The 20,961-nt window shown below is 57.7% G+C and carries 22 protein-coding genes; 8 read left to right on the plus strand and 14 right to left on the minus strand.

The window, feature by feature from the left end:
- The first annotated feature begins 7 nt into the window (after positions 1–7).
- Complete coding sequence (locus tag ABWV79_RS04150; protein ID WP_170753866.1) at positions 8–616, plus strand: HdeD family acid-resistance protein; 609 nt, start codon at positions 8–10, stop codon at positions 614–616.
- Between the two features lie 80 nt (positions 617–696).
- Here ABWV79_RS04150 and ABWV79_RS04155 read toward each other — a convergent pair whose 3' ends face one another.
- The 5 genes from ABWV79_RS04155 to meaB form a co-directional block, all read right to left on the minus strand.
- The gene (locus ABWV79_RS04155) at positions 697–1,170 is read right to left on the minus strand and encodes a copper chaperone PCu(A)C (RefSeq protein WP_170355002.1); all 474 of its coding nucleotides are present in this window, start codon (positions 1,168–1,170) and stop codon (positions 697–699) included.
- Between the two features lie 41 nt (positions 1,171–1,211).
- The gene (locus ABWV79_RS04160; protein ID WP_353390559.1) at positions 1,212–1,562 is read right to left on the minus strand and encodes a hypothetical protein; all 351 of its coding nucleotides are present in this window, start codon (positions 1,560–1,562) and stop codon (positions 1,212–1,214) included.
- Between the two features lie 414 nt (positions 1,563–1,976).
- Positions 1,977–2,264 (minus strand): 50S ribosomal protein L28, encoded by a 288-nt coding sequence (gene rpmB / locus ABWV79_RS04165; RefSeq protein WP_008756960.1) that lies wholly within the window; start codon positions 2,262–2,264, stop codon positions 1,977–1,979.
- Positions 2,265–2,423: 159 nt separating this feature from the next.
- Positions 2,424–3,575: a Hint domain-containing protein gene (locus ABWV79_RS04170; RefSeq protein WP_353390560.1), complete on the minus strand. Its 1,152-nt coding sequence runs from the start codon at positions 3,573–3,575 to the stop codon at positions 2,424–2,426.
- A 109-nt stretch (positions 3,576–3,684) separates the two neighbouring features.
- Entirely contained in the window at positions 3,685–4,674 is a 990-nt protein-coding gene (gene meaB / locus ABWV79_RS04175; protein ID WP_170355071.1) for a methylmalonyl Co-A mutase-associated GTPase MeaB, read from the minus strand.
- Between the two features lie 153 nt (positions 4,675–4,827).
- Here meaB and hrpB point away from each other — a divergent pair, with 153 nt between their 5' ends.
- The 3 genes from hrpB to ABWV79_RS04190 all read left to right on the plus strand — a co-directional run bounded on the left by hrpB (position 4,828) and on the right by ABWV79_RS04190 (position 9,429).
- Positions 4,828–7,260 (plus strand): ATP-dependent helicase HrpB, encoded by a 2,433-nt coding sequence (gene hrpB, locus ABWV79_RS04180; RefSeq protein WP_353390562.1) that lies wholly within the window; start codon positions 4,828–4,830, stop codon positions 7,258–7,260.
- 139 nt (positions 7,261–7,399) lie between these two features.
- Positions 7,400–7,858 carry an NUDIX hydrolase gene (locus ABWV79_RS04185; protein WP_170354998.1) on the plus strand — a complete coding sequence of 153 codons (459 nt, stop codon included), beginning with the start codon at positions 7,400–7,402 and terminating at the stop codon, positions 7,856–7,858.
- Between the two features lie 92 nt (positions 7,859–7,950).
- On the plus strand, positions 7,951–9,429 hold the full coding sequence (locus ABWV79_RS04190) for an inorganic phosphate transporter (RefSeq protein ID WP_353390564.1): 1,479 nt from the start codon (positions 7,951–7,953) through the stop codon (positions 9,427–9,429).
- Positions 9,430–9,437: 8 nt separating this feature from the next.
- Here ABWV79_RS04190 and ABWV79_RS04195 read toward each other — a convergent pair whose 3' ends face one another.
- The 3 genes from ABWV79_RS04195 to ABWV79_RS04205 all read right to left on the minus strand — a co-directional run bounded on the left by ABWV79_RS04195 (position 9,438) and on the right by ABWV79_RS04205 (position 12,398).
- Positions 9,438–10,406 (minus strand): 2-dehydropantoate 2-reductase, encoded by a 969-nt coding sequence (locus ABWV79_RS04195; RefSeq protein ID WP_353390565.1) that lies wholly within the window; start codon positions 10,404–10,406, stop codon positions 9,438–9,440.
- A gap of 67 nt (positions 10,407–10,473) precedes the next feature.
- A complete protein-coding gene (locus tag ABWV79_RS04200) occupies positions 10,474–11,436 on the minus strand; it encodes a pirin family protein (protein ID WP_170354995.1) in 963 nt (320 codons plus the stop codon).
- A 119-nt stretch (positions 11,437–11,555) separates the two neighbouring features.
- On the minus strand, positions 11,556–12,398 hold the full coding sequence (locus tag ABWV79_RS04205; RefSeq protein ID WP_353390566.1) for a phytanoyl-CoA dioxygenase family protein: 843 nt from the start codon (positions 12,396–12,398) through the stop codon (positions 11,556–11,558).
- A gap of 149 nt (positions 12,399–12,547) precedes the next feature.
- On the opposite strand from ABWV79_RS04205, the gene ABWV79_RS04210 reads away from it, so the two are divergent.
- Entirely contained in the window at positions 12,548–13,027 is a 480-nt protein-coding gene (locus ABWV79_RS04210) for a peptidase associated/transthyretin-like domain-containing protein (protein ID WP_353390567.1), read from the plus strand.
- A 3-nt stretch (positions 13,028–13,030) separates the two neighbouring features.
- Positions 13,031–13,627: a ferric reductase-like transmembrane domain-containing protein gene (locus tag ABWV79_RS04215; RefSeq protein WP_353390568.1), complete on the plus strand. Its 597-nt coding sequence runs from the start codon at positions 13,031–13,033 to the stop codon at positions 13,625–13,627.
- Here the strand turns inward: ABWV79_RS04215 and argF are convergent.
- Both argF and ABWV79_RS04225 read right to left on the minus strand, forming a co-directional pair.
- Positions 13,624–14,550, minus strand: a complete 927-nt coding sequence (gene argF, locus ABWV79_RS04220; protein ID WP_353390570.1) for an ornithine carbamoyltransferase — start codon at positions 14,548–14,550, stop codon at positions 13,624–13,626. The genes ABWV79_RS04215 and argF overlap by 4 nt on opposite strands.
- A gap of 28 nt (positions 14,551–14,578) precedes the next feature.
- Complete coding sequence (locus ABWV79_RS04225; RefSeq protein ID WP_353390571.1) at positions 14,579–15,766, minus strand: aspartate aminotransferase family protein; 1,188 nt, start codon at positions 15,764–15,766, stop codon at positions 14,579–14,581.
- Positions 15,767–16,054: 288 nt separating this feature from the next.
- Between ABWV79_RS04225 and ABWV79_RS04230 the strand changes: the two genes are divergently transcribed.
- Positions 16,055–16,963 carry a DMT family transporter gene (locus ABWV79_RS04230; protein WP_353390797.1) on the plus strand — a complete coding sequence of 303 codons (909 nt, stop codon included), beginning with the start codon at positions 16,055–16,057 and terminating at the stop codon, positions 16,961–16,963.
- On the opposite strand, the gene ABWV79_RS04235 is transcribed toward ABWV79_RS04230, so the two are convergent.
- From ABWV79_RS04235 to ABWV79_RS04245, 3 genes are all read right to left on the minus strand, one after another.
- Positions 16,935–17,354, minus strand: coding sequence for a NusA N-terminal domain-containing protein (locus ABWV79_RS04235; RefSeq protein WP_353390572.1), 420 nt, complete (start codon positions 17,352–17,354; stop codon positions 16,935–16,937). The genes ABWV79_RS04230 and ABWV79_RS04235 overlap by 29 nt on opposite strands.
- On the minus strand, positions 17,351–18,460 hold the full coding sequence (locus ABWV79_RS04240) for a Hint domain-containing protein (protein WP_353390573.1): 1,110 nt from the start codon (positions 18,458–18,460) through the stop codon (positions 17,351–17,353). Before ABWV79_RS04240 ends, ABWV79_RS04235 begins: the two co-directional genes overlap by 4 nt.
- 101 nt (positions 18,461–18,561) lie before the next feature.
- Complete coding sequence (locus ABWV79_RS04245; RefSeq protein ID WP_353390574.1) at positions 18,562–19,365, minus strand: ABC transporter permease; 804 nt, start codon at positions 19,363–19,365, stop codon at positions 18,562–18,564.
- 126 nt (positions 19,366–19,491) lie between these two features.
- On the opposite strand from ABWV79_RS04245, the gene ABWV79_RS04250 reads away from it, so the two are divergent.
- Entirely contained in the window at positions 19,492–20,070 is a 579-nt protein-coding gene (locus ABWV79_RS04250) for a GcrA family cell cycle regulator (RefSeq protein WP_170354987.1), read from the plus strand.
- 242 nt (positions 20,071–20,312) lie between these two features.
- Here ABWV79_RS04250 and ABWV79_RS04255 read toward each other — a convergent pair whose 3' ends face one another.
- On the minus strand, positions 20,313–20,774 hold the full coding sequence (locus ABWV79_RS04255) for a GNAT family N-acetyltransferase (protein ID WP_353390575.1): 462 nt from the start codon (positions 20,772–20,774) through the stop codon (positions 20,313–20,315).
- Between the last annotated feature and the right edge of the window lie 187 nt (positions 20,775–20,961).

Consider the following 20,961-nt stretch of genomic DNA (forward strand, 5'->3'; position numbering starts at 1 on the left):
GGCCCACATGACCGACCCTCATACGCCGCACGAAGAAATCCTTGATAGCCACAGCCTGGACGGTCGCGAAGCGATGGGAGAGCAGCTGGCCAATCTGTGGTGGACTTTTTTGTTGCGCGGCATTCTCGCCGGTGTGTTGGGGGTTGCAGCGTTGTTCTGGCCGACGGGCAGCATTTCGCTTCTGTTGCGTCTAGTCGGTCTGCTACTGGTGCTTGACGGCGGCGTCACCCTGTTTGGGTTCGGTCGACGCGGCCTGATCGGAGGATTCGGAATAGGCGCTTTGCTTATTGGGCTGGTCCTTCTGATCTGGCCCGAGGGCGTGGCGCGACTGACCTTCTTCCTTTTGGGTGCATGGGCCCTGATTGTTGGCGTCGGTTCGCTGGCGGCGTGGCGACAAATACCGGATCAGCATCCAGATTCGGCAACCTTCCGCAATTCAGGGATCGTCGCGTTGCTGATTGGGCTGGTTCTGATGTTCTGGCCGGGCAGCGGAATGGTGGCACTGGGCTGGGCCATTGCGTTCTCGGCGCTGGCCTTCTCGGGGGTCATGATCTTCCTCGCATTGCGTTTCAAATCCGCCCGCGACCGCGTTTCGATGCGCGTCGTCAACCGCTAGACTCGACGCAAACAGGCCGGGCTCAGCCCGGCCTGACGCGTGGATGACCGCCGCAAAGCGGCGCGAAGACGCGCGTAGCCTCAGTGCGAATGCGACCCGTGCCCACCAGCGTCGTGACGCTTCAGATCAACCGGAATGTCGACCTCGACCTCACCTGCCTTTTCGAAGATCAAAGTGACGGGGACAGTGGATCCTTCTTCGAAAGGCGCCGTCAGCCCCATGAACATGACGTGGTCCCCTCCGCGTTTCAGCGCACGAGCTTCACCCGCCGGGATCACGAACCCTTCCTCGACATGGATCATCTTGGCAACGCCGTTGGCATCAACCTCATGCGTGTGCAGTTCAACCCGCGCCGCAGCCTCAGATTCAACGGCGATCAACCGGTCATCTGCGTCACCGGTGTTTTCGATCATCATGAACGCCGCACCGGCTTTGGCAGTCTTGCCGGACGAACGCGCATAAGCATCTTCGACTGCAATCGAATCCTGTGCCACCGCAGCGGTTGCAATGGTGGCGGCGGCCAGAGTGGCCAATAGTTTGAATGAAAAGCGCATCTGGCTTCTCCTGCTTTAAGTGTCTGAGAATAAGTTGATTGTCAGAACACGACAGGAGGAGCCCGCGCAGGGTGATGTGGAATTGGTGCCGCAATCAGGTTGCGGCGTGTCCGTGCGGGTTGAACCTGATCGGGCTTTGGCGCTTCGGGCACGCGGGACGAAACATCAAGGACCGCCCCAAGCAACGTCATCGCATAGTCCGGACAGAAATGCGGAGGCTGCGTGGGTTGTCCATCCGCATCCGTATAGACGACCACAGGGCCGTCTCCGGTACACAAGATCATCTGCCCAACGGCAGTTTCCATGCCCCTTGACGCGGCTACTCCTTGCCCGGTGAGCAAGACAAGCAGCGACAATACAAAAGGCAACGTCTTATGCAGAACAGCTTTCATTTCGCCCTTGATATAGGCCGGACGTTAAGAGGGCTTCAAGCGCAATCGAATACGCTTGAAGCCCGTGGGTCAGGAGGAAAGTATCAACCGTCCCGTTCGGTACGCTTGACGGACCCTTTGGTCAGGCTTGTATGCAACCTGTTCACCTGACGTTGCATCCGAAAACATGTCCCAAAGGTTTTGCCGAAAAAAGCGGCCAACAGGGAGAAAGACTCGAGAGATTTGAAAGACATGAGAATGATCTCCGTCGGATGAATATGCTTAAACATAACGTCATTCAGAGCGGAGGTATGTGAACAAAATCACTCCATATCCACGGATTGTCACCAAATCGCGATTTTTGGCTTTGATGCAATAGAAAAGGCCCTGCGCCATCATGGGTACAGGGCCGAATATTTTGCATGTGAAAACGGCTTAGGCCGAGGCTTGTGCCTTGGCGATTTCCTTTTTCACTTTCAGCGCGTTAGCCGACAGTTCGTCGTCCTTGGCTTTGGCCAGGAACGCGTCCAGACCACCGCGGTGGTCGACCGAGCGCAGAGCAGCCGCCGAGATACGCAGCTTTACGCCACGACCCAGGGTTTCCGACTGCAGGGTAACGTCGTTCAGGTTCGGCAGGAAACGACGACGAGTTCTGTTTTTGGCGTGGCTGACATTGTTGCCAGTCATCGGGCCTTTTCCGGTCAGTTCGCAACGGCGCGACATGGTTTTTTCCTTTGTTTCTGGAGGCCCGGCATAACACCTCGGCCAAATCACAAGGGGCGCAACCCGAAGTCGCGCCCGAAAACTGGTTGGATGCGTTTAGTGGGAATCGCCGGAAGGGTCAAGACGGATCGCGCGGAATCTTTACGCCAACTTCGTTTGTCAGCCAGCAGGTCCCGATTGCGACCACAAAAGCGGTTTACCGTTTTTACGATGGCGTTCCAACAACCGGGCTTGCTGCCGTGCCTCAGGTATCAATCTGGCGGTTTCTCGTGTGGGAAGACCCTTGGCCAAGTCTGGGAAAATCTCGAAAATCTCACGCCGCGCATTGGGGTCCAACGCCCGCAACGCCTCAACACCGGTGAAAAGGCTTTCAGTCGGCGCTCCTCCGGCAAAAACAACTTGATGCTCATCAAACAGCAGGTGGAAATACTCTACCTCATCCACGTTCTCGTCAACGAAAATTCCGGGCGTATCAACAAGTCTGATCGCGGCAACAAGAACTTCAGGCGCACCAAACATTCGCTGCGCGATCCGGGACCGCACTAGCATTCGATGCTGTCGCGATACCAAAAGGTCTTCGTGCGGCAGGCCATCACCAAGCGCCCCTGCTGATATACGAACTGGTCGCAGACGAGGGTTGGCCTGTAAATTTGCCTTGAAAATGCTGCGTCGCCCAATCCATCGCAGCGCTTGCACGCCTTGTCCCAGCGTCAGAACTTCGTCCCCAACCCTCAGCGTCTGGATGCAACGGTCACCTTTGGTCGTCAAAATCTTGGTGTCTCGAGTAAAGCACGGCACGCCCGACCCGTTTTCGAAAGCACTGTATGTGACGGTTGTGCCCGACGGCAGCGTGAACGTGCCACTGGACACCGAATAGGCAACCCCGGCCTCAACCGTGAACGTACCGAATGTGGCGTCGTTAACGACCGTGCCTTCTGGTAGGTTCAGCGTGTCTGTACCGCTTCCGCCGACGACGTCGTCGCTGACGGTCGTACTGCTGAAATTGAGCGTGTCATTACCCGCCCCAAGCCTGATAGAGCCGACATTAGACCCGCTGACTGTTATCGTATCGGAATTTGCACCGCCCGAGACTCGTCCAATCACAGTACTATTGGAAATGACAATGTTGTCGTTACCCGTATTCCCAACAACGTTGTCGGAAATCGTGCTGTCCGTGACCGTGATATCGTCATCGCCGCCTCGACCGCGAATGTTATCAATAGGAGACCCTTGCGGAGTGCCGTTCAGCGTCCCGCTGTCGTTTGTGACGTCAATATCATCGCCACTGTTGGTCCCATTGATACGAGGCATAGTCTCAGGTCCTGCGATTTATACGATCAGGATACCATCTTTACGCGCATTCGACAGCCCCCCGCACGCAGCACGGGAAACTCGGTTTCACATCACGCAATTCTTGTCTTCAGGAGTATCCCTGGCCCGGCATCAGGTTCGATAACAGTGTTTCTGCCGCCACTGACGGGCTTAGTCCCTCTTCTCGAACCGCGTTGCCCAGCCGTTCCATCTCGGCGCGGGCCTGTGGGGTCGCAAGCCGCGACAAGAGCGCTGTACGCACTTCCTGTTCAAACCAGAACTGCGCCTGCTCCGCTCGGTTCGTGGACCAATACCCGCTTTCCTTGCGCCAATTTGTTAAAGAGCGCATTTCGTCCCAGGATTGCTCAAGCCCATGCTCTTCAACCGCAGAGACCGTCATGGCCTTGGGGAAACCTTCAGGGTCCTGCGGGCGCTTTCTCAGCAAACGCAGCGCTCCGGCATAGTCGGCACAGGTCCGTGTGGCCGTTGCCTTGAGATCTCCATCCGCCTTGTTGACAAGGATGATGTCGGCCATCTCCATAATACCGCGCTTGACCCCTTGCAGCTCGTCCCCACCTGCAGGGGCCAGCAGCAAAAGAAACAGGTCTGACATCTCGGACACCACGGTTTCCGACTGCCCTACTCCAACCGTTTCAATCAAAACCACATCAAACCCAGCTGCCTCGCACAGGGCGATGGCTTCACGCGTTCGACGCGCAACACCGCCCAGATGGCTTTGGCTGGGGGAAGGTCGGATAAAGGCGGCAGGTTCCCGGCTTAGGCGCTCCATCCGGGTCTTGTCGCCCAAAATCGAGCCCCCAGAACGGGTCGAACTGGGATCGACGGCCAGAACCGCCACGCGCAATCCCTGACCGATCAGCATCATGCCAAAGCTTTCGATGAACGTGGATTTACCGACGCCCGGCGTACCTGACAGCCCAATCCGCAATGCCTGTTTCCCCGCGCCTGCGAGACGCGCCAGCAATTCGCTGGCCTGCGCTCGATGATCGGCGCGGCCGCTTTCTACCAAGGTTATCGCACGGGCCAGCGCGCGCCGATCTCCGTTTAAAATCCTGTCACTCAGGCTGTCTATTTCCATTTTAACCCCGATCTTTTGCGGCACGACTACTTGCCGTCGCTGAAGCCGATTTGTCCAGACCGGACTGCGCCGGAATCCGTTTGGATGTAAGCAGGTCGTCACCTGCAAACCACAGAACTGGACGCGGCCCGATGCTTGGCGGATAAAGCCCGGATGACTCGCCTGCCCATTGAAGACGCCATCCCCGATCTGCTGGACGCCCTACGAGCTTCGGGGCGCGCCGTGCTGCAAGCGCCCCCGGGCGCGGGCAAGACGACTCGTGTGCCTTTAGCAATGCTCGAGGCGGGGCTGTGCGCTGACAAGATCGTGATGCTGGAACCCCGTCGGCTGGCTGCCCGTGCCGCAGCGGAACGCATGGCCGAAACGCTGGGCGAGCGCGCGGGGGAGACTGTAGGTTATCGGGTGCGTGGCGAGGCAAAAGTTTCCAAATCCACCCGGATCGAGGTTGTGACCGAAGGCATTCTGACCCGGATGCTGCAATCCGACCCCGACTTGCCCGGCGTCAACGCAGTGATCTTTGATGAATTCCACGAACGGTCCTTAAATGCCGATCTAGGGCTGGCGCTTTGCCTCGAAGTGATGGACGCGCTGCGCGACGATCTGATCCTGCTGGCAATGTCCGCGACATTGGACGCTGAACCGGTCGGACAGTTGATGGGCGCTCCGCTAGTGACGTCTGCGGGCCGCAGTTTTCCGGTCGAGACACGCTGGCTGGACCGCCCGCTTGGTCCGCAAGCACGGCGGTTGGACGCGTTGGTCGATCTGGTGGTTCAGGCCGAGCGTGAAACGGCAGGTGGGATGCTTGTGTTCCTGCCGGGGGAAGGTGAAATTCGCCGCGCCGAGACCGCTTTGGCCGGACGCTTGCCTAACGGATGCACGCTGCGCCCCTTGTTCGGCGCAATGCCCTTTGCAGCACAACGCAAGGCCATAGCTCCGATTGAGGACGGGCGTAAGATCGTTCTTGCCACGTCGATTGCCGAAACCTCTCTGACCATTCCAGATATTCGTGTTGTGGTCGATATGGGGCAGGCGCGACGCGCGCGGTTTGATCCGGGCTCGGGGATGTCCAGGTTGGTAACCGAACGCGTCACACGTGCCGAGGCCACCCAGCGCGCAGGCCGCGCGGGGCGCGTGGCAGAAGGGGTCTGCTATCGCCTTTGGTCCAAAGGGGAAGAGGGCGCGCTCGCGGCCTACCCCCCAGCCGAGATCGAAGCCGCCGACCTAACCGGTCTGGCGTTGGAGCTTGCGCTTTGGGGGGCTGAATCAAACGACCTCGCCTTTCTGACCCCTCCGCCAGAAGGCACCATGGCCGAAGCCCGCAGCTTGTTGACCATGTTGGGCGCTTTGGACGGCAAGGGGCGGATCACCAATCACGGACGCGCCCTATCGGCCTTGCCCCTGCATCCCCGGTTAGGCCACATGCTAGAGCGTGCCGGGCCGGACGCATCCTCTCTGGCTGCGCTGATGGCCGAACGAGACCCGCTGCGCGGCGCGCCGACCGATATGTTGCTGCGGCTAGAAGCACTACGCGATCTGCGCGCCTTTCAACGCAATCGCATCTGGCAAGTGAGTTCGGGGGCGATTGACCGCATAAAGGCCGAAGCCAAGCGGCTGCGCCGAAATGGAAAGCCATCTGATCTGAGCCCCGCAGCCATGGCTGCGCTGGCCTACCCCGACCGTATCGGCCAGCGTCGCAAGGGTGACGATCCGCGATATGTTTTGTCTGGCGGAAAAGGTGTAGTGTTGGACAGTGCCGACACTTTGGCAGCGAGCCCTTATCTGGTTGTCACAGACACCGACAGCAACCCACGTGAGGCGCGTGTGCGCATGGCCGCGCAAATATCCGAGCGCGAAATTCGCGATCTGTTCGCGGATCAGATCGACTGGGTTGATAGCTGCGTCTGGTCCAAACGGGACCGCCGCGTTATTGCGCGTCGTCAAGAGCGGTTGGGTGCCATAACTCTGGACGACCGCATTTGGAAAGACGTGCCCGAAGACATCCTGGCTATGGCAATGCTGGACGGAGTGCACGATCTGGGTCTGCGCTTGAACGGCGCATCGGCGCGTCTGGCCGCGCGGGTCGAATTGGTCAGGGCCGAGGGCGTCGACCTGCCCGATTTCTCACCTGACGGGCTGGCTGCGTCGTTAGAGGACTGGTTGCTGCCGATGCTCTCGGGCGTGCGATCGGCTGACGACTGGAAAAAGTTCGACCTGCTACCTGCATTGCGCGCCCGGTTGGATTGGAACCAGACACAGGAACTGGACCGGCGCGCACCCGGATCATTCGAAACACCTTTGGGTCGGAAAGTGCCGATTGACTACGGCGGTGCGGCCCCCGAAATCTCGGTCCGGTTGCAGGAGCTGTTCGGAGTAACCCGCCATCCGATCGTGGGCGGCGAGCCCCTCAAGATCACTCTGCTGTCCCCCGCCCAGCGCCCAATCCAGATCACACGGGACTTACCGGGGTTCTGGGCCGGCTCATACGCAGACGTTCGCAAAGATATGCGCGCCCAATATCCCAAACACCCGTGGCCAGAGGATCCAACCCAAGCTGATCCGACACTGCGCGCAAAACGCCGACGTTGATCCGCTTGTGACAGTCTGATCCTTTTCCGGGCACAAAGACCGCCAACACGGATCAAACCTTCACCCGTTCATTGAACATATACCATTTCGTTGTTATGTGCTGCTCTGAGGAGGCGCCCTGACCACAGGGCGTAAGAGCATGACAAAATGGCTGCACAATATTTGGGAAGAGGTCGCAAGACCTCTGATCCTGCGCCCGCGCAGGGTGCAATTTGCCGCGTTGTGCACCCGGAATACAAACGAAGGCGTGCAGGTTTTGCTGATTACAAGCCGCGATACCGGACGTTGGATCATACCAAAAGGTTGGCCGATTGACGGGCTCAATGGTGCACAGACCGCAAGACAGGAAGCCTGGGAAGAAGCCGGGGTAAGGGCGCGAACCGTTCAGGAAAAACCCGTCGGGCAATTTGCATACGAGAAAATCCTCAAGGATGGCTCGGCACAACCCGTTCTGACGACGGTTTTCCGCATCGAGGTTCAGGACCTGGCCGAAGATTTCCCAGAAAAAGACCAGCGCACACGCGAGTGGGTATCGCCCACGACCGCAGCCGAGAGGGTGCATGAGCCCGAGTTGCGTGACTTGCTGAGACGATTGTAACAATTTAGCGACAAATTGATGACACTGGTGTTGTCCTTGAACCGGAAACCGGATAGCGGCATGCGTCGATCCGATTTTCGGTATGAAACACTATGTCAGACCAAAGCTCAAAAACCCGATGGCAAACGCTGGACAGCGATCTGAATCGTATCTCACGCGTTGAAACCGCGAATGTCCACGTGGCACGCCCCATGCTGGCGCCGGGGATTGCGCTGGCTTTTATTGCCCTTGCCGGTTTGTCGGCGGCAGTTCTGTTTGGCCAGGCAGATGGTGGACTAGTCGTAGTCGCAGCAGCCGCGTTCGGCGCTTACATGGCAATCAACATCGGCGCCAATGACGTGGCCAACAACATGGGCCCAGCCGTCGGCGCCAATGCGCTGTCCATGGGTGGCGCCATTGTTATCGCAGCGATTGCCGAAAGCGCTGGAGCATTGCTCGCCGGAGGAGACGTGGTTTCCACGATTTCGAAAGGCATCATCGACCCGGCCTCGGTTCAGACAAGCAACGTGTTTATCTGGGCTATGATGGCTGCGCTGATTTCTTCGGCGATGTGGGTTAACCTTGCCACTTGGGTTGGCGCTCCGGTTTCGACCACACATTCGGTCGTGGGTGGGGTTATGGGCGCAGGTATTGCCGCAGCCGGTCTAAGCGCCGTCAACTGGGCAACCATGAGCGCCATTGCGGCAAGCTGGGTCATCTCTCCGGTATTGGGTGGGGTGATTGCTGCGGGTTTCCTTGGGTTGATCAAGGCCAAAATTCAATATCAGGATGACAAGATCGCTGCTGCACGGCGATGGGTTCCCATTCTGGTCGGCGTCATGGCCGGAGCATTCGCGACATATTTGGCCGTTAAAGGGCTGAAGCGGATCGTGAAAGTCGATCTGGAAATCGCACTACTGGTTGGGCTGCTGTCGGGAATTTTGGCGTGGTCGGCAACTATTCCATGGGTGCGCCGCAAATCCGAAGGGCTGGAAAACCGGACCAAATCACTGAAGTCCTTGTTCGGTTTGCCGCTGGTCATCTCGGCTACATTCCTGAGCTTCGCCCACGGCGCCAACGATGTCGCCAACGCAGTCGGCCCCTTGGCCGCAATCGTGCACGCGGCCGAGTTCGGTGACTTTGCTTCGAAAGTTGCGATTCCGACATGGGTTATGGTGATCGGGGCCTTCGGGATATCTTTCGGCCTGTTCCTGTTCGGTCCCAAACTGATCCGCATGGTTGGCAGCCAGATCACCAAGCTGAACCCGATGCGCGCGTTTTGCGTTGCCCTATCGGCTGCTATTACTGTGATCGTGGCAAGCTGGCTGGGTCTGCCCGTCAGTTCGACACATATCGCTGTTGGCGCTGTGTTCGGCGTTGGTTTTTATCGTGAATGGCATTCAGATCGCCGTTGGAAAGCCTCGAACCAGCAGCGACCGCCCCAGCGTCGTTTGGCGCGAGAAGAGCATAAACGGCGCAAACTGGTGCGGCGTTCGCATTTCATGACCATTATCGCGGCATGGGTTGTTACGGTTCCGGCTGCTGCTGCTATGTCAGCCGTGATCTTCTGGATGCTGACGGCCTTTCAATAAAGCAATGCTCAACCCCTGATTTGCCGTGGGGTCATCGACGTGGTGGGTCGACCTTCGATAAGGTCGCGAACCTTCTGGCAAATCGGCGCAGCCCGGCCCTGGACAGCTGCGAGGCGAATGATCTCACCTTGCAGGCTGTCAATCTCGGTTGGTCTGCCGTCCATCAGATCATAGGCCATGGATGTGCGCGCCGAAGGGTCAATCGTCAACATCCGGGCGGCTATTCGACTAAACAGCGGGGTCGGCAGGCGCAGGATGAAGGGCGTCATCCAAGCCGGAAGCGGTGTGGTCGAGGCCACGGAAAGACCTGCTGATTTCAGAACCGCATGGGCTTCGGCCATCTGATCGGCCATCAGCTTACGCCATTCCCGATCCAAAAGCTGGTCCTTCAACGTCAGTCCCGACAAGGCATTCAGCGCATTATTGAGGTTGATCAGCAACTTGCCCCATTGCACCGCCTCGATCTGATCGCTTTCAATAACTGGCAGGTTCGGACTGCTCAGCTTTTGCCCCAGCGCGCTGGCACCGCTCTCGATCATAATCTCTCCCGAAGTCGCTCGGTGGAAACTGCCGGGGTCGGTCGGGACCACATTGAACGGAACCATCCCGGCCCGCACATCCCGCCCCGGCAGGGCCGCGCGTAGAGTCCGGATGTTTTCCATCCCATTCTGCCACGACAATATTGGCGCTGACGACGGTGCGTATCGCGCGATCAATGCAGCCATCTCGGCCGTCGCCGGGGTTTTGACAGTCACGATGACGGCTTCGGCATCTGCAAGACAGTCCGGAACCTCGGACAGGGTCAGGTCCGAGACATGTTGCTGCAGACTCGAGAAGTCGGTGACCGTCAGACCTCGGTCCTTGATCGGAGCAAAGACGCGCGCACGTCCAAGCAGTGTGACATCGTGGCCGCCCTGAGACAGCAAAGCCCCGCAATAACACCCGATACTGCCCGCGCCAGCGATCACAATTTTCATGGCGACCCTCCCCTTTCGGTAAAGATCGCCGGGATCGAAGTCGTGGACAAGACCCCCTGACGCCTCGTCAGCGCGCAAGCCTTGGGCGGGTGCGTTCCAGCTCGGCCGAGATCGGAATGTACTCTTGATCATCGCCGGGAGGCAGGTGGAACGCCCCGTTCGCCCAATCTGCCGTTTTCCATTCCCGTGTCGCGACCTCGATCTTTTCTTTCGAGGACGACACGAAGTTCCACCAGATGTAACGATCCTCGTTCAGCGTTGCGCCCCCCAGCAGCATCAGGCGCGCGCCGGTCGGGCCGGCCTTCACAGACAACCGGTCGCCGGGGCGGAACACCATCATGCGGCCCGCATCAAATGTATCGCCTGCGATCTCGACCGCGCCTTGGGTGACATAAACCCCTCGGTCCTCATGATCATCTGGCAAGGGAAAGGACACGCCCGGATCTAGCTGCACATCCAGATAAAACGTTTCGGACAGCATCGTCACAGGGCTGGTCTCTCCATAGGCCGAACCCAGAATCAAGCGGGCGGACACGCCGTGATCCTGGATATGGGGCAGCGCGCCTTGCTTGTGATGTTCAAAATCCGGCGCCATATCCTCGTGTTGTTCAGGCAAGGCGATCCAGGTCTGGATGCCGAACAGGCTGTGACGTGTACCGCGAGTCTGGTCGCTTGTCCGCTCGGAATGGGTCACGCCGCGCCCGGCCACCATCCAGTTGACCTCACCGGGATAGATCATCTGATGGGTGCCCAGACTGTCGCGATGTTCAAATTCTCCCTGATACAGATAGGTCACAGTGCCCAACCCGATATGAGGGTGCGGGCGCACATCGATGCCGCCATCGGTTATGAATTCAGCCGGGCCCATCTGATCGAAGAAAATGAACGGCCCCACAAGCTGCCGCTGGACCGAGGGCAAAGCCCGGCGCACCTCGAACCCGCCCAGATCACGCGCGCGAGGAATGATCAACGTCTCAAGAGAGGTGTTTTCGGACATGCATTCGGGGCTGTGGGTCGGGTTCCAACTCATTGCTATGCTCCTGCGATCTGAGTTTCGTGCATTTTTGCAATGTACGACACATTGATTGGCAATAATATCATCCTATACGCACACCACCAGTGCGCCGGCCCCCACCCCAGTTGATGAGATCAGCTAGCCTGACCAGGCCACAACTGCGGAAAAAACGGCCCCGCGATGCGATCACCCTCGCGATATCCTGCGGCCTCGAACTGTGCGCGTTCGCCTTTGGCCCAGTCCCCACGATACCGGATCACCCCGTCCGGTGCCGTCATTCGCAAAGTAAACCGCCGAACCGTCTGGGTTGGTGTGACCGAGGACAGCCCACCATGCAGAGTTCGCATGTCAAAAAAGATACAATCCCCAAGCGCCATATCCCATTGCAACAGTTCAAAAGCATCTGGGTCCGCGTTTACGTCGGGCGGTGGATGATATGTACGTCCGGCAACTTCGGTCGGTTCATAACTTGGGTGGCCGTCAGCAAAACGAACGCGCATGAACAGTTTGTCCCATAAATGCGAGCCTTTGACGAAGGCAATACCGTTTTCCTTGGTGACGGGTTCAAGCGGCAGCCACAAAACGCACATTGTCCCTTCGAAATCGAAATAGGACAAATCCTGATGAAACGGTGGACGCGAGGTGGATCCCGCCTCTCGCAGGAACCAGTTGTCCATGACCAGATTGATCGCTTCGGCGTCCAAAAGCTGTGCAGCAAGCGACGCACAGGGCGAGTTTTGGACGAAATCCCGGAATTGAGGAATCTTGTTCCAAGCCCAGTAATCCTCGAAATACGCGGGCGCACGCAGGTCTTTGGTATGACGGGCAAAATTGTCGGTCGGGTTGGCCAGATCGGCATCGATCCCGGCGCGCAAAAGATCAAGCCAATTGGTCGAGAACTTGGATCTAAGAACAACTGCCCCATCGCGCTGAAAAGCGGCAATTTCGTCTGAGGTGATGCGATCTGTTTGGGTCATGTGGCGGGCCTCATGGGCAACAACGTCCTTTAGGTCACGATTGCAGCCGACTGGCCATCCGTCAAAGGAATTCACAATTCGCAAACAGCCCTCGGAATGGATGGCAAGCGTGCTATCTATTACACGGTTGCTGGCTTCAGGAGGTTTCCATGACCCGTTCATCACTCAACCGTCGCTCTCTGATCGCGGGCGGAGGGGCCGTGTTGGCCTCGGGTCTGTTTGTGCCTGCTCGGGCAAAGGGCTTGGCGGCAACACCCTCCATGAGGGGCGGGTCCAACAACTATCGCGCGGGCGCGCCGATCGTTGAACGGATCGGAGGCGGCGGGTTCTGGATGACCGGAACTGTACGCCGCGCCGGCGATGGCGCGCCCCTGCCCGGTCAGCGCATCCAGATCTGGGCCCACACAACCGAAGGCCATGAACGCGACCCTCAAAGCCACGGGGCCACGTTGACAGATGCTAACGGAGAGTTTCGGCTGGAGATGCCGCAGATTGTGCCTGCATTTGGCCAACCGCATGGCCATCTTGCCTATGACAGCGGCGAATTCAAAACGGTGTTCCTGCGCCCGGTGATGTCCAGTGCGAGGGACAAAACACTTGCCGCACATTTCGTACTTCAACCTGCCTGATACATGCGTCAGATCACGGCGATTTGGGCGGTTCTGATCGCCGTCGTTTTGATCCCGGTCATTGCCGCTGGGTTCAGCCCATACCTCGCGTGGCGGGATCCGGTCTATATCGCGGCGGGTTTTGCGGGTGTCGCCTGCCTGAGCCTTTTATTGTTGCAGCCACTATTGGCCGCAAAAGACTTGCCCGGTCTTACGCCTGTTTTCAGCCGCCATCTGCATCGCTGGGTTGGGTTGGCATTGGTGGGCGCGATTGTGATCCACGTCGGAGGATTATGGATCACCAGCCCGCCGGACGTCGTTGATGCCCTCACCTTCACGTCGCCTACGCCATTCTCGGCTTGGGGCGTGATCGCGATGTGGACGGCGTTCGCGGCCGCTGCGTTGGGGATATTGCGTCAGCGCACAGCCCTTCGATTTCGAGTCTGGCGATTGACACACACCACGCTGGCATCAGTAACTATCGCAGGCAGCATCATCCACGCGCTACTGATCGAAGGCACGATGGAGATCATGAGCAAGATCATACTCTGCGTTTTGATCTTACTGACGAGCGCGCGAACGCTCGTCAGATTACGCGTCTGGGATGTTTCCAGACGTTAAACGCCCAGACACCAGCGCATGACTGCCTTTTGCGCGTGCAGGCGATTCTCGGCCTCGTCGAAAATCACCGAATTCGGACCGTCCATGACCTCTGACGTGGCTTCTTCCTCACGGTGGGCAGGAAGGCAGTGCATGAAAAGTGCATCGGGCTTGGCATGGGACATCAGTTCGGGATTGACTTGATAGGGGCGTAGCAGATTGTGGCGACGCTCTTTGGCGGATTGGCTGTCATGCATCGAGACCCAAGTGTCAGCTACGACCAGATCGGCCCCCTCAACCGCTTTGAACGGATCACGTTCCACAACGATCCGCGACCCCTTCTGACGGGCAAATCCCATAAATTCTTCCTCGGGATCGAACTGCGCAGGGCCAGTGAAGGTCAGGTTGAAGCCGAATTGACCCGCCGCGTGCAGGAACGATGCGCAGACGTTATTGCCGTCGCCGGTCCAGACCACTTTTTTACCCGCGATGGGGCCACGGTGTTCCTCAAACGTCAGGACGTCGGCCATGATCTGGCAGGGGTGGGTACGATCGGTCAGGCCGTTGATAACGGGCACGTCCGAATATTCGGCCATTTCGGTCAGGATCGTCTCGTCAAATGTACGGATCATAATCATGTCCACATAGCGCGACAGCACGCGGGCGGTGTCGGCGATCGTTTCGCCATGACCCAGCTGCATATCCTTTCCGGACAGCACCATTGTCTGCCCGCCCATCTGGCGCACGCCCACATCAAAAGACACACGTGTTCGGGTCGAGGGTTTTTCAAAGATCAGCGCGACCATACGGTCTTTGAGCGGTTGTTCATCATCCTGCGCCGCCTTGGGCTGCCCAAGGCGCGCCTGTTTCATCGCGCTGGCCTGATCAATCATGCCACGCAGCGCGGCGGCGTCGGTTTTGTGGATATCAAGGAAGTGGTTCATATCATGTCACTTTTTATTCAAGTATCTCTCAGGCCGAGGCCATGTTTGCAGCAACCTGCGCGGCCGTTTTTTCCAGACGGATCACGGCCTGCGCGATGTCGTCCTCGGTCAGGGTCAGCGGTGGTAACAGGCGGATCACGTTGTCGGCGGCAGGCACGGTGATAACTTCGTTGTCATAACATGCGTTCACCACGTCGATATTGACCGGCTTACACTTCAGACCCAACATCAGGCCAGCGCCACGCACCTCTTCGAATACATCAGGATGATCGGCGATCAGACCTTCCAGCTTTTGCCGCAGCAGGCCCGCCTTGCGGTTCACACCCTCAAGGAATGCAGGCGTCGATACTTGGTCAATCACCGCGCACCCCACGGCGCAGCCCAGTGGGTTGCCGCCATAGGTCGACCCATGCGTGCCCGCAGTCATGCCATTGGCCGCATCCTCGGTAGCCAGAACGGCACCCAAGGGGAAGCCTCCGCCAATGCCTTTGGCGACCATCATGACATCCGGCGTCACACCTGCCCATTCATGGGCGAACAGCTTGCCGGTGCGGCCAACACCGCATTGCACTTCGTCAAAGATCAGCAACAGGCCGTTGTCGTTGCAAATCTGGCGCAGGGCTTTTAGTTCTCCATCTGGCACGGGACGAATACCGCCCTCACCCTGCACCGGCTCGATCATGATCGCAGCAGTTTGGGCGGTGATTGCGTTGGTCACACCGTCGAGATCGCCGAACGTGACATGTACGAAACCGGGCAGCAGAGGGCCAAAGCCCTTGGTCATCTTCTCGGACCCGGCCGCTGCGATCCCGGCCGAAGACCGACCGTGGAACGAGCCGTCAAAGGTGATGATCTCGACCCGCTCGGGCTGGCCTTTGTCGTAGAAATGCTTGCGCGCCATTTTTACGGCCAACTCGCACGATTCCGTCCCGGAATTGGTGAAGAACACCGTATCGGCAAAGGTATGTTCAACCAGCTTGTCGGCCAGCGCCTGCTGTTGCGGGATGTGATAAAGGTTCGAAACATGCCACAGCGCGTGCGCCTGTTCCGTCAGCGCGTTGACCAGTGCCGGATGCGCGTGCCCCAGCGCGTTCACCGCGATCCCGGCGCCCAAGTCCAGAAAACGTCGGCCATCCGCCTCGGTCAGCCAAGCGCCTTCACCCTTCACAAAGGTAAGGGGCGCGCGGTTATAGGTCGGCAGAACGGACGGGATCATCGGATCATCCTTTTCGATATGTTAAGCCCCGTGAGTGATACACGAAGGCCCTTGTCGTCAACTGATTTGGTGAGGTTTGCGCGGATTTACAGCGCAATAGATCAAACTGGCCGGTTACGCAGCGATGCGTCGGCGTCGGAGTAGCAGAATATGCGCGTTTTTGATCATGCCCGTCGTATAACGGCGCGCGCCCGGTCAGGGAACCCCAAAATTGCGCACGGCTCAAAATGCGATTGTTGTGTGAAATTGACACTTGTCATTTGACCAAGAGTGCCCCACCGCTTGAGCATGACACCTGCGCGCCACAACCCGCCCCTTGCGGCACTTCTGATCCTTGCCGCCAGTGCGCTGTTGGCAGGAACAACCCTCCTGGCCAAAGCCCTTGGAACCGACGAGCTTGGCCCGCCCCTGCACCCGATGCAGATCAGCCACGGCCGCTTTCTGTTCGCATTTCTGGTGATCGCCTGCACAGTTGGCGTTTTGCGTCCGCGCCTCAGTCGTCCACATTGGGGTCTACATATCGGGCGCACCAGCTTTGGGTGGGTCGGCATCACGCTGATGTTTGCTTCCGTTGCGTATATACCAATCTCGGATGCCACGGCGATCTCGTTCCTGAACCCGGTTTTTGCGATGATCCTGGCCATACCACTCCTAAAAGAGAGCATTGGCCCGTGGCGCTGGCTCGCCGCCGCCGTCGCTCTGGCCGGGGCTCTCGTTCTGCTGCGCCCTACGCCCGACAGCTTTCAACCTGCGGCCTTGTTGGCGCTGGCAGCTGCTGCATCAATCGGGATGGAACTAATTTTCATTAAAAAACTTGCGGGTCGCGAGGTGCCATTGCAGATCCTGCTGATCAACAACGCGATGGGACTAACGATCGCCTCAGTCGCAGTCAGTTTTGTTTTCCGAACGCCTACATCAGAACAATGGGCAGCATTGGCGGGAATCGGCGTGTTGATGGCCTGCGCGCAAGCGTGCTTCGTCAATGGCATGGCACGCGCCGATGCGTCGTTTGTGGCGCCGATCAGCTATGCCACCCTGGTGTTCGCTGCGCTTTACGATTTTACCGTGTTTCGCGTAGTGCCGGATCATATCAGCCTGACCGGCTCTGCCATCATCCTGTTCGGTGGACTGGTGCTGGTCTGGCGCGAGGCGCGTACCGCCCCCCCGATCACGTCAAGGAAAGATCCAAACCGCTGATATCCGTGGCGCGCGGGCTGAGCCAATGTGCGACCTTAGGTGGGTGGACCGGGTCAATTGCATTGACAACAAACTGGCCAATCTGCGCATCCGGGAAATTGTTTCTTACGTCTGAAAGAGCAACTTCGCGGTATTGGTCAGTCAATACCTCAACAATTTTTAGGACTTGAGCGACAGAAATCGCACCATCTTTTCCAATCTTTGCCCAGAACAGATATTCGGGGCCGTGCTCGGCCTCGGCGGCACGTGTATAGGCCTGCTCGATTTCGCCAATGGCGTCCTGCGCCGACATCCTTTGTTTCTCAGCGAGCTTGGCAGCCAAGGTCAGCAGCGTCCGGTCCGTCTCAAGCGTTATCGTGGTGCCGCCTTCGACAAGAGACGATGAGGTCATTGCGCAAGCTCCACCGCCGGTTTCTGGTTTTGCACAAGCCGCAGGCACATCTTTTCGATTAGCTTGCCGCGCGAGTGCAATGGGCTTGCAGGTGTCGGTTGGGTAACGGCCAGATCCGGGAAAAGGAATGCCAGCTCTTCCAAAGCGTCAGGACCCAGCATCGTTAGCGCTTCGCGTCCGGTGTACAGCGACTCGGTGTACGCGTGTTCAGCAATGACGATCGAATGCTCTTCAAGCACAAAATGAAAGTATTGGACTTCAGTGCAGTCCGCCTGAACGTCGATATCGGGCAGGTGAGTTAGCTTTTTGGCAGGAACCAGCGCCTCCGCGTCGCCCAAAACCCGTTGAGCCACCTTGGATCGCAACATCAACCGGTGCTGTGGTGACACTTTCAGATCATGATTGGGCATCCCTTGCCCCAGAGCGCCCTGGCGGATCAGAACCGGACGCATGTTCGGATTGGCCAAAAGATCAAACCGATCCAGGGTTCTAGAGCCAATCCACCGGATCGGTTTTGCTTCACCTTCCAACGTCGACACAAGATCACCGACCCGCAAGTCTTCGACTTTTACATCACCGCGCGGTGTTTTGATCCGCGTGCCGGCGGCAAAACAGACCATAAGCGAAATATTATCGAGGATACTGCCAAGGCTGTTGTCATCCCCCCCTTCGGTAAATCGCAAAGTATAGTCGTCTTCGGCGCCAAAATCGAAATTGAACTCTACCCGCGTGAATGACCCGTCAGAAGTGGGCGTCACGGTCTGCGTAAAAATAACGTTGTTATTGGAATCGAGAACTTCGACCAACACAGGATCATCAAAAGGACCACCGCTGCCGGTTTGACGAGCTGCGATATCGAAGCTCAGTGTTGCGGATTTGTTGTCACCAGTGACTGTAAAGGTTTGTTCCGCGACAGAGGTTTCGTTTCGGTTACCATCCAGTTCCAGAACCAAGTTCGTCGTATCGCCTGTGTTCAGAAACAGGTTTTCGCGGCCAACCTCAATTTCCGTGCCTGTCCATGACCCATAGGATCCGAAAATCTGGAAATTGCTGGCATTCGAAATACCGGGGCTTTCAAAGTCGCCCCCAACAATCAATTCCTGCATGTTCAGCCTTTCAGACCGCGCCTTGTTATCTGCAACGACCGCCTAACACACAAGCCGTTAACATTTAACCAAATTTTCTCACTTTAAAGATTTTTCCGCTTCTACGACTTCAATCTGTAACCTGTCCGCAGCATTGTCCACGCGGAACCGCCAATCACGAGCGTAGCCACACCGCAGATCACCACCCCTACCCATACTGGGCTGTCAGAAACCCCGATCATTCCAAAGCGCAATCCGTCGATCAGGTAGAAAATCGGGTTTGCATGGCTGAGGACATTCAGCACTGGTGGCAATGCCTGAACCGAGTAAAACGTGCCTGACAGGAAGGCCAAAGGCGTCACGATGAAGTTAGTAATCGCGGCCATCTGGTCGAACTTGTTGGCAAAAATCCCGGCCAATAAGCCCAAAGCACCCATCAATGCTCCACCGAAGACAACAAATACCAGCACGATCAGAGGATACTTCGGCACGATTCCCAACACCAAAGCCAGCGCAATGGCCACGACCGATGCGATAAGCACCCCGCGCACGATGGCTCCGGCCAGATAGCCCAGAAGGATTTCCAACGGCGACAGAGGTGGCATGAGGGTGTCAACGATGTTGCCCTGTACTTTAGCAACCATCATCGAAGAGGAAGTATTGGCAAATGCGTTCTGGATCACCGTCATCATCATGATCCCTGGCGCCAGAAAAGTTAAAAACGGTACCCCCATCACTGCTGATCGACTGGGGCCGATGGCAATATTGAAGATCAGCAGAAACAATCCAGCAGTGACCAACGGGGCAAGTAAAGTCTGGGTCCAAACAGACATGAACCTCAGAGTCTCACGTCTGGACAGCGTGTAAAGCCCCATCCAGTTGACCCTGCCAAAGCGACGTTCGGTGTGTTCTGCGGGAATCTGCATGCTCTGCCTCTGACCTGATTCGAAGACCGCTTGTAACTCGGGCGGCAGTGATTAAAATAGGGGGCTGAGACGATTTCCCAAGGCGGCCCGAATCCGGGGCCGCTTTCCGCTTTTGAAAGGCAAATGATGTCCTGGACTGACGAGCGTGTAGAGCTGCTTAAAAAGATGTGGGGCGAGGGCCAGTCGGCCAGCCAGATCGCCAAGGAACTGGGCGGTGTGACCCGCAATGCGGTTATTGGCAAGGTCCACCGTCTGGGTCTGTCGAACCGCGCCACCGGAGCCACCCCCGCCAAGGCCGAGCCCAAGGAAAAACCAGCCCCCGCAGCCCCTAAGGCCGAGGCCAAGCCGAAACCTGCACCAAAGACCGAACCCGCGCGCCCTGCGCCTGCCCCAGCGGCCGAGGCGAAGCCCGCCGTGCCCGCCCGCCGTCAGATCATCCCGGCCGGTCAGCCCCTGCCACCGCAGCCCTCAGCCAATGAGATCAGCCCCGAGGCACTGGCCAAGGTCAACGAGGTCGAGAAAAAGGCCAAGAAGCTGACCTTGATGGAGTTGACCGAGAAGACGTGCAAATGGCCCGTCGGCGACCCCGCGACCGAGGATTTCTGGTTCTGCGGCCTGCCGGTTGAAGCCGGCAAACCCTATTGCGAGGCGCATGTGGGCGTGGCGTTCCAGCCCATGAGTTCACGCCGCGACCGGCGGCGGTGATTGGGAACGACAGAACCCAAATCTGTATTGTAGGATGTGGAAAGGCTTTAGCCGTTTCTCCGACCCTCTTATCGGCAGTTTCGCAAAATCACGGACTCTTTCTAGGAAGACACCCTCGCAGAAAGCTGCGAGGGTGTTTCAAATCAAGGCGTCGGACGTGCATGACGTAACTGCCGTTACCAAGTTGGGCAAACACGTGAAACTGACCTGTTTGAGGACAGGTCAAGAACGACACCTGAGGATTAGATCAGCGACTTCCAGAAAACGACTTTGTCATCCCCCGCCGCCCAGAAATCCCTGATACGAGCTTCCTCGCTGTAGCCGTTTTTGCGATAGAACGCGCGTGTCTTTGCGAACTCGTCTGAACCCGAAGTGTCGGCTATCAAAATGCGTTGTCCACGCTTCTTGAGTTCGACTTCTAGATGCTTAATGATTGCGCCGCCAAAACCTTTACCCTGCTCGGTTGGCAGAATTGCGATGGCGAGCATGTTCCATGCACCTTCGGCAAGTTCCTCGGGGACAGCATAGCAAAACCCAACAGCCTTACTGTTTTTTTCACATGTCAGCCAAATCTCGAGGCTTTGACCGTCGGATAGAAATCCATCCACCATGTCAGGGAGCATTTCACTGGGGAAAAGCTCTGTGCCGTTAAGCACCTCCTGTAAGGCAGCGATATCGTTTTGCTTTGTTAGTCGAATTTTCATTGATTTTCCGTCTTTCTTCGTGCCGTCAATCAAGCAAATACGCGTGATGTGACGGGCGCAAAGCTCATGCATCGGTGATGTTAATTTGAGCGTTCACGAGCCATGCGAAAATGAAAGCCTAACACTTTCGTGCAGGCACTATTTGGCTTGGTCGTCCTGCATTCAGGACTTAGCGGTTTCCCGCAAT

Source organism: Ruegeria sp. HU-ET01832 (assembly GCF_040371315.1).
In the GTDB taxonomy this organism is placed as follows: Bacteria; Pseudomonadota; Alphaproteobacteria; order Rhodobacterales; family Rhodobacteraceae; genus Ruegeria; species Ruegeria lacuscaerulensis_A.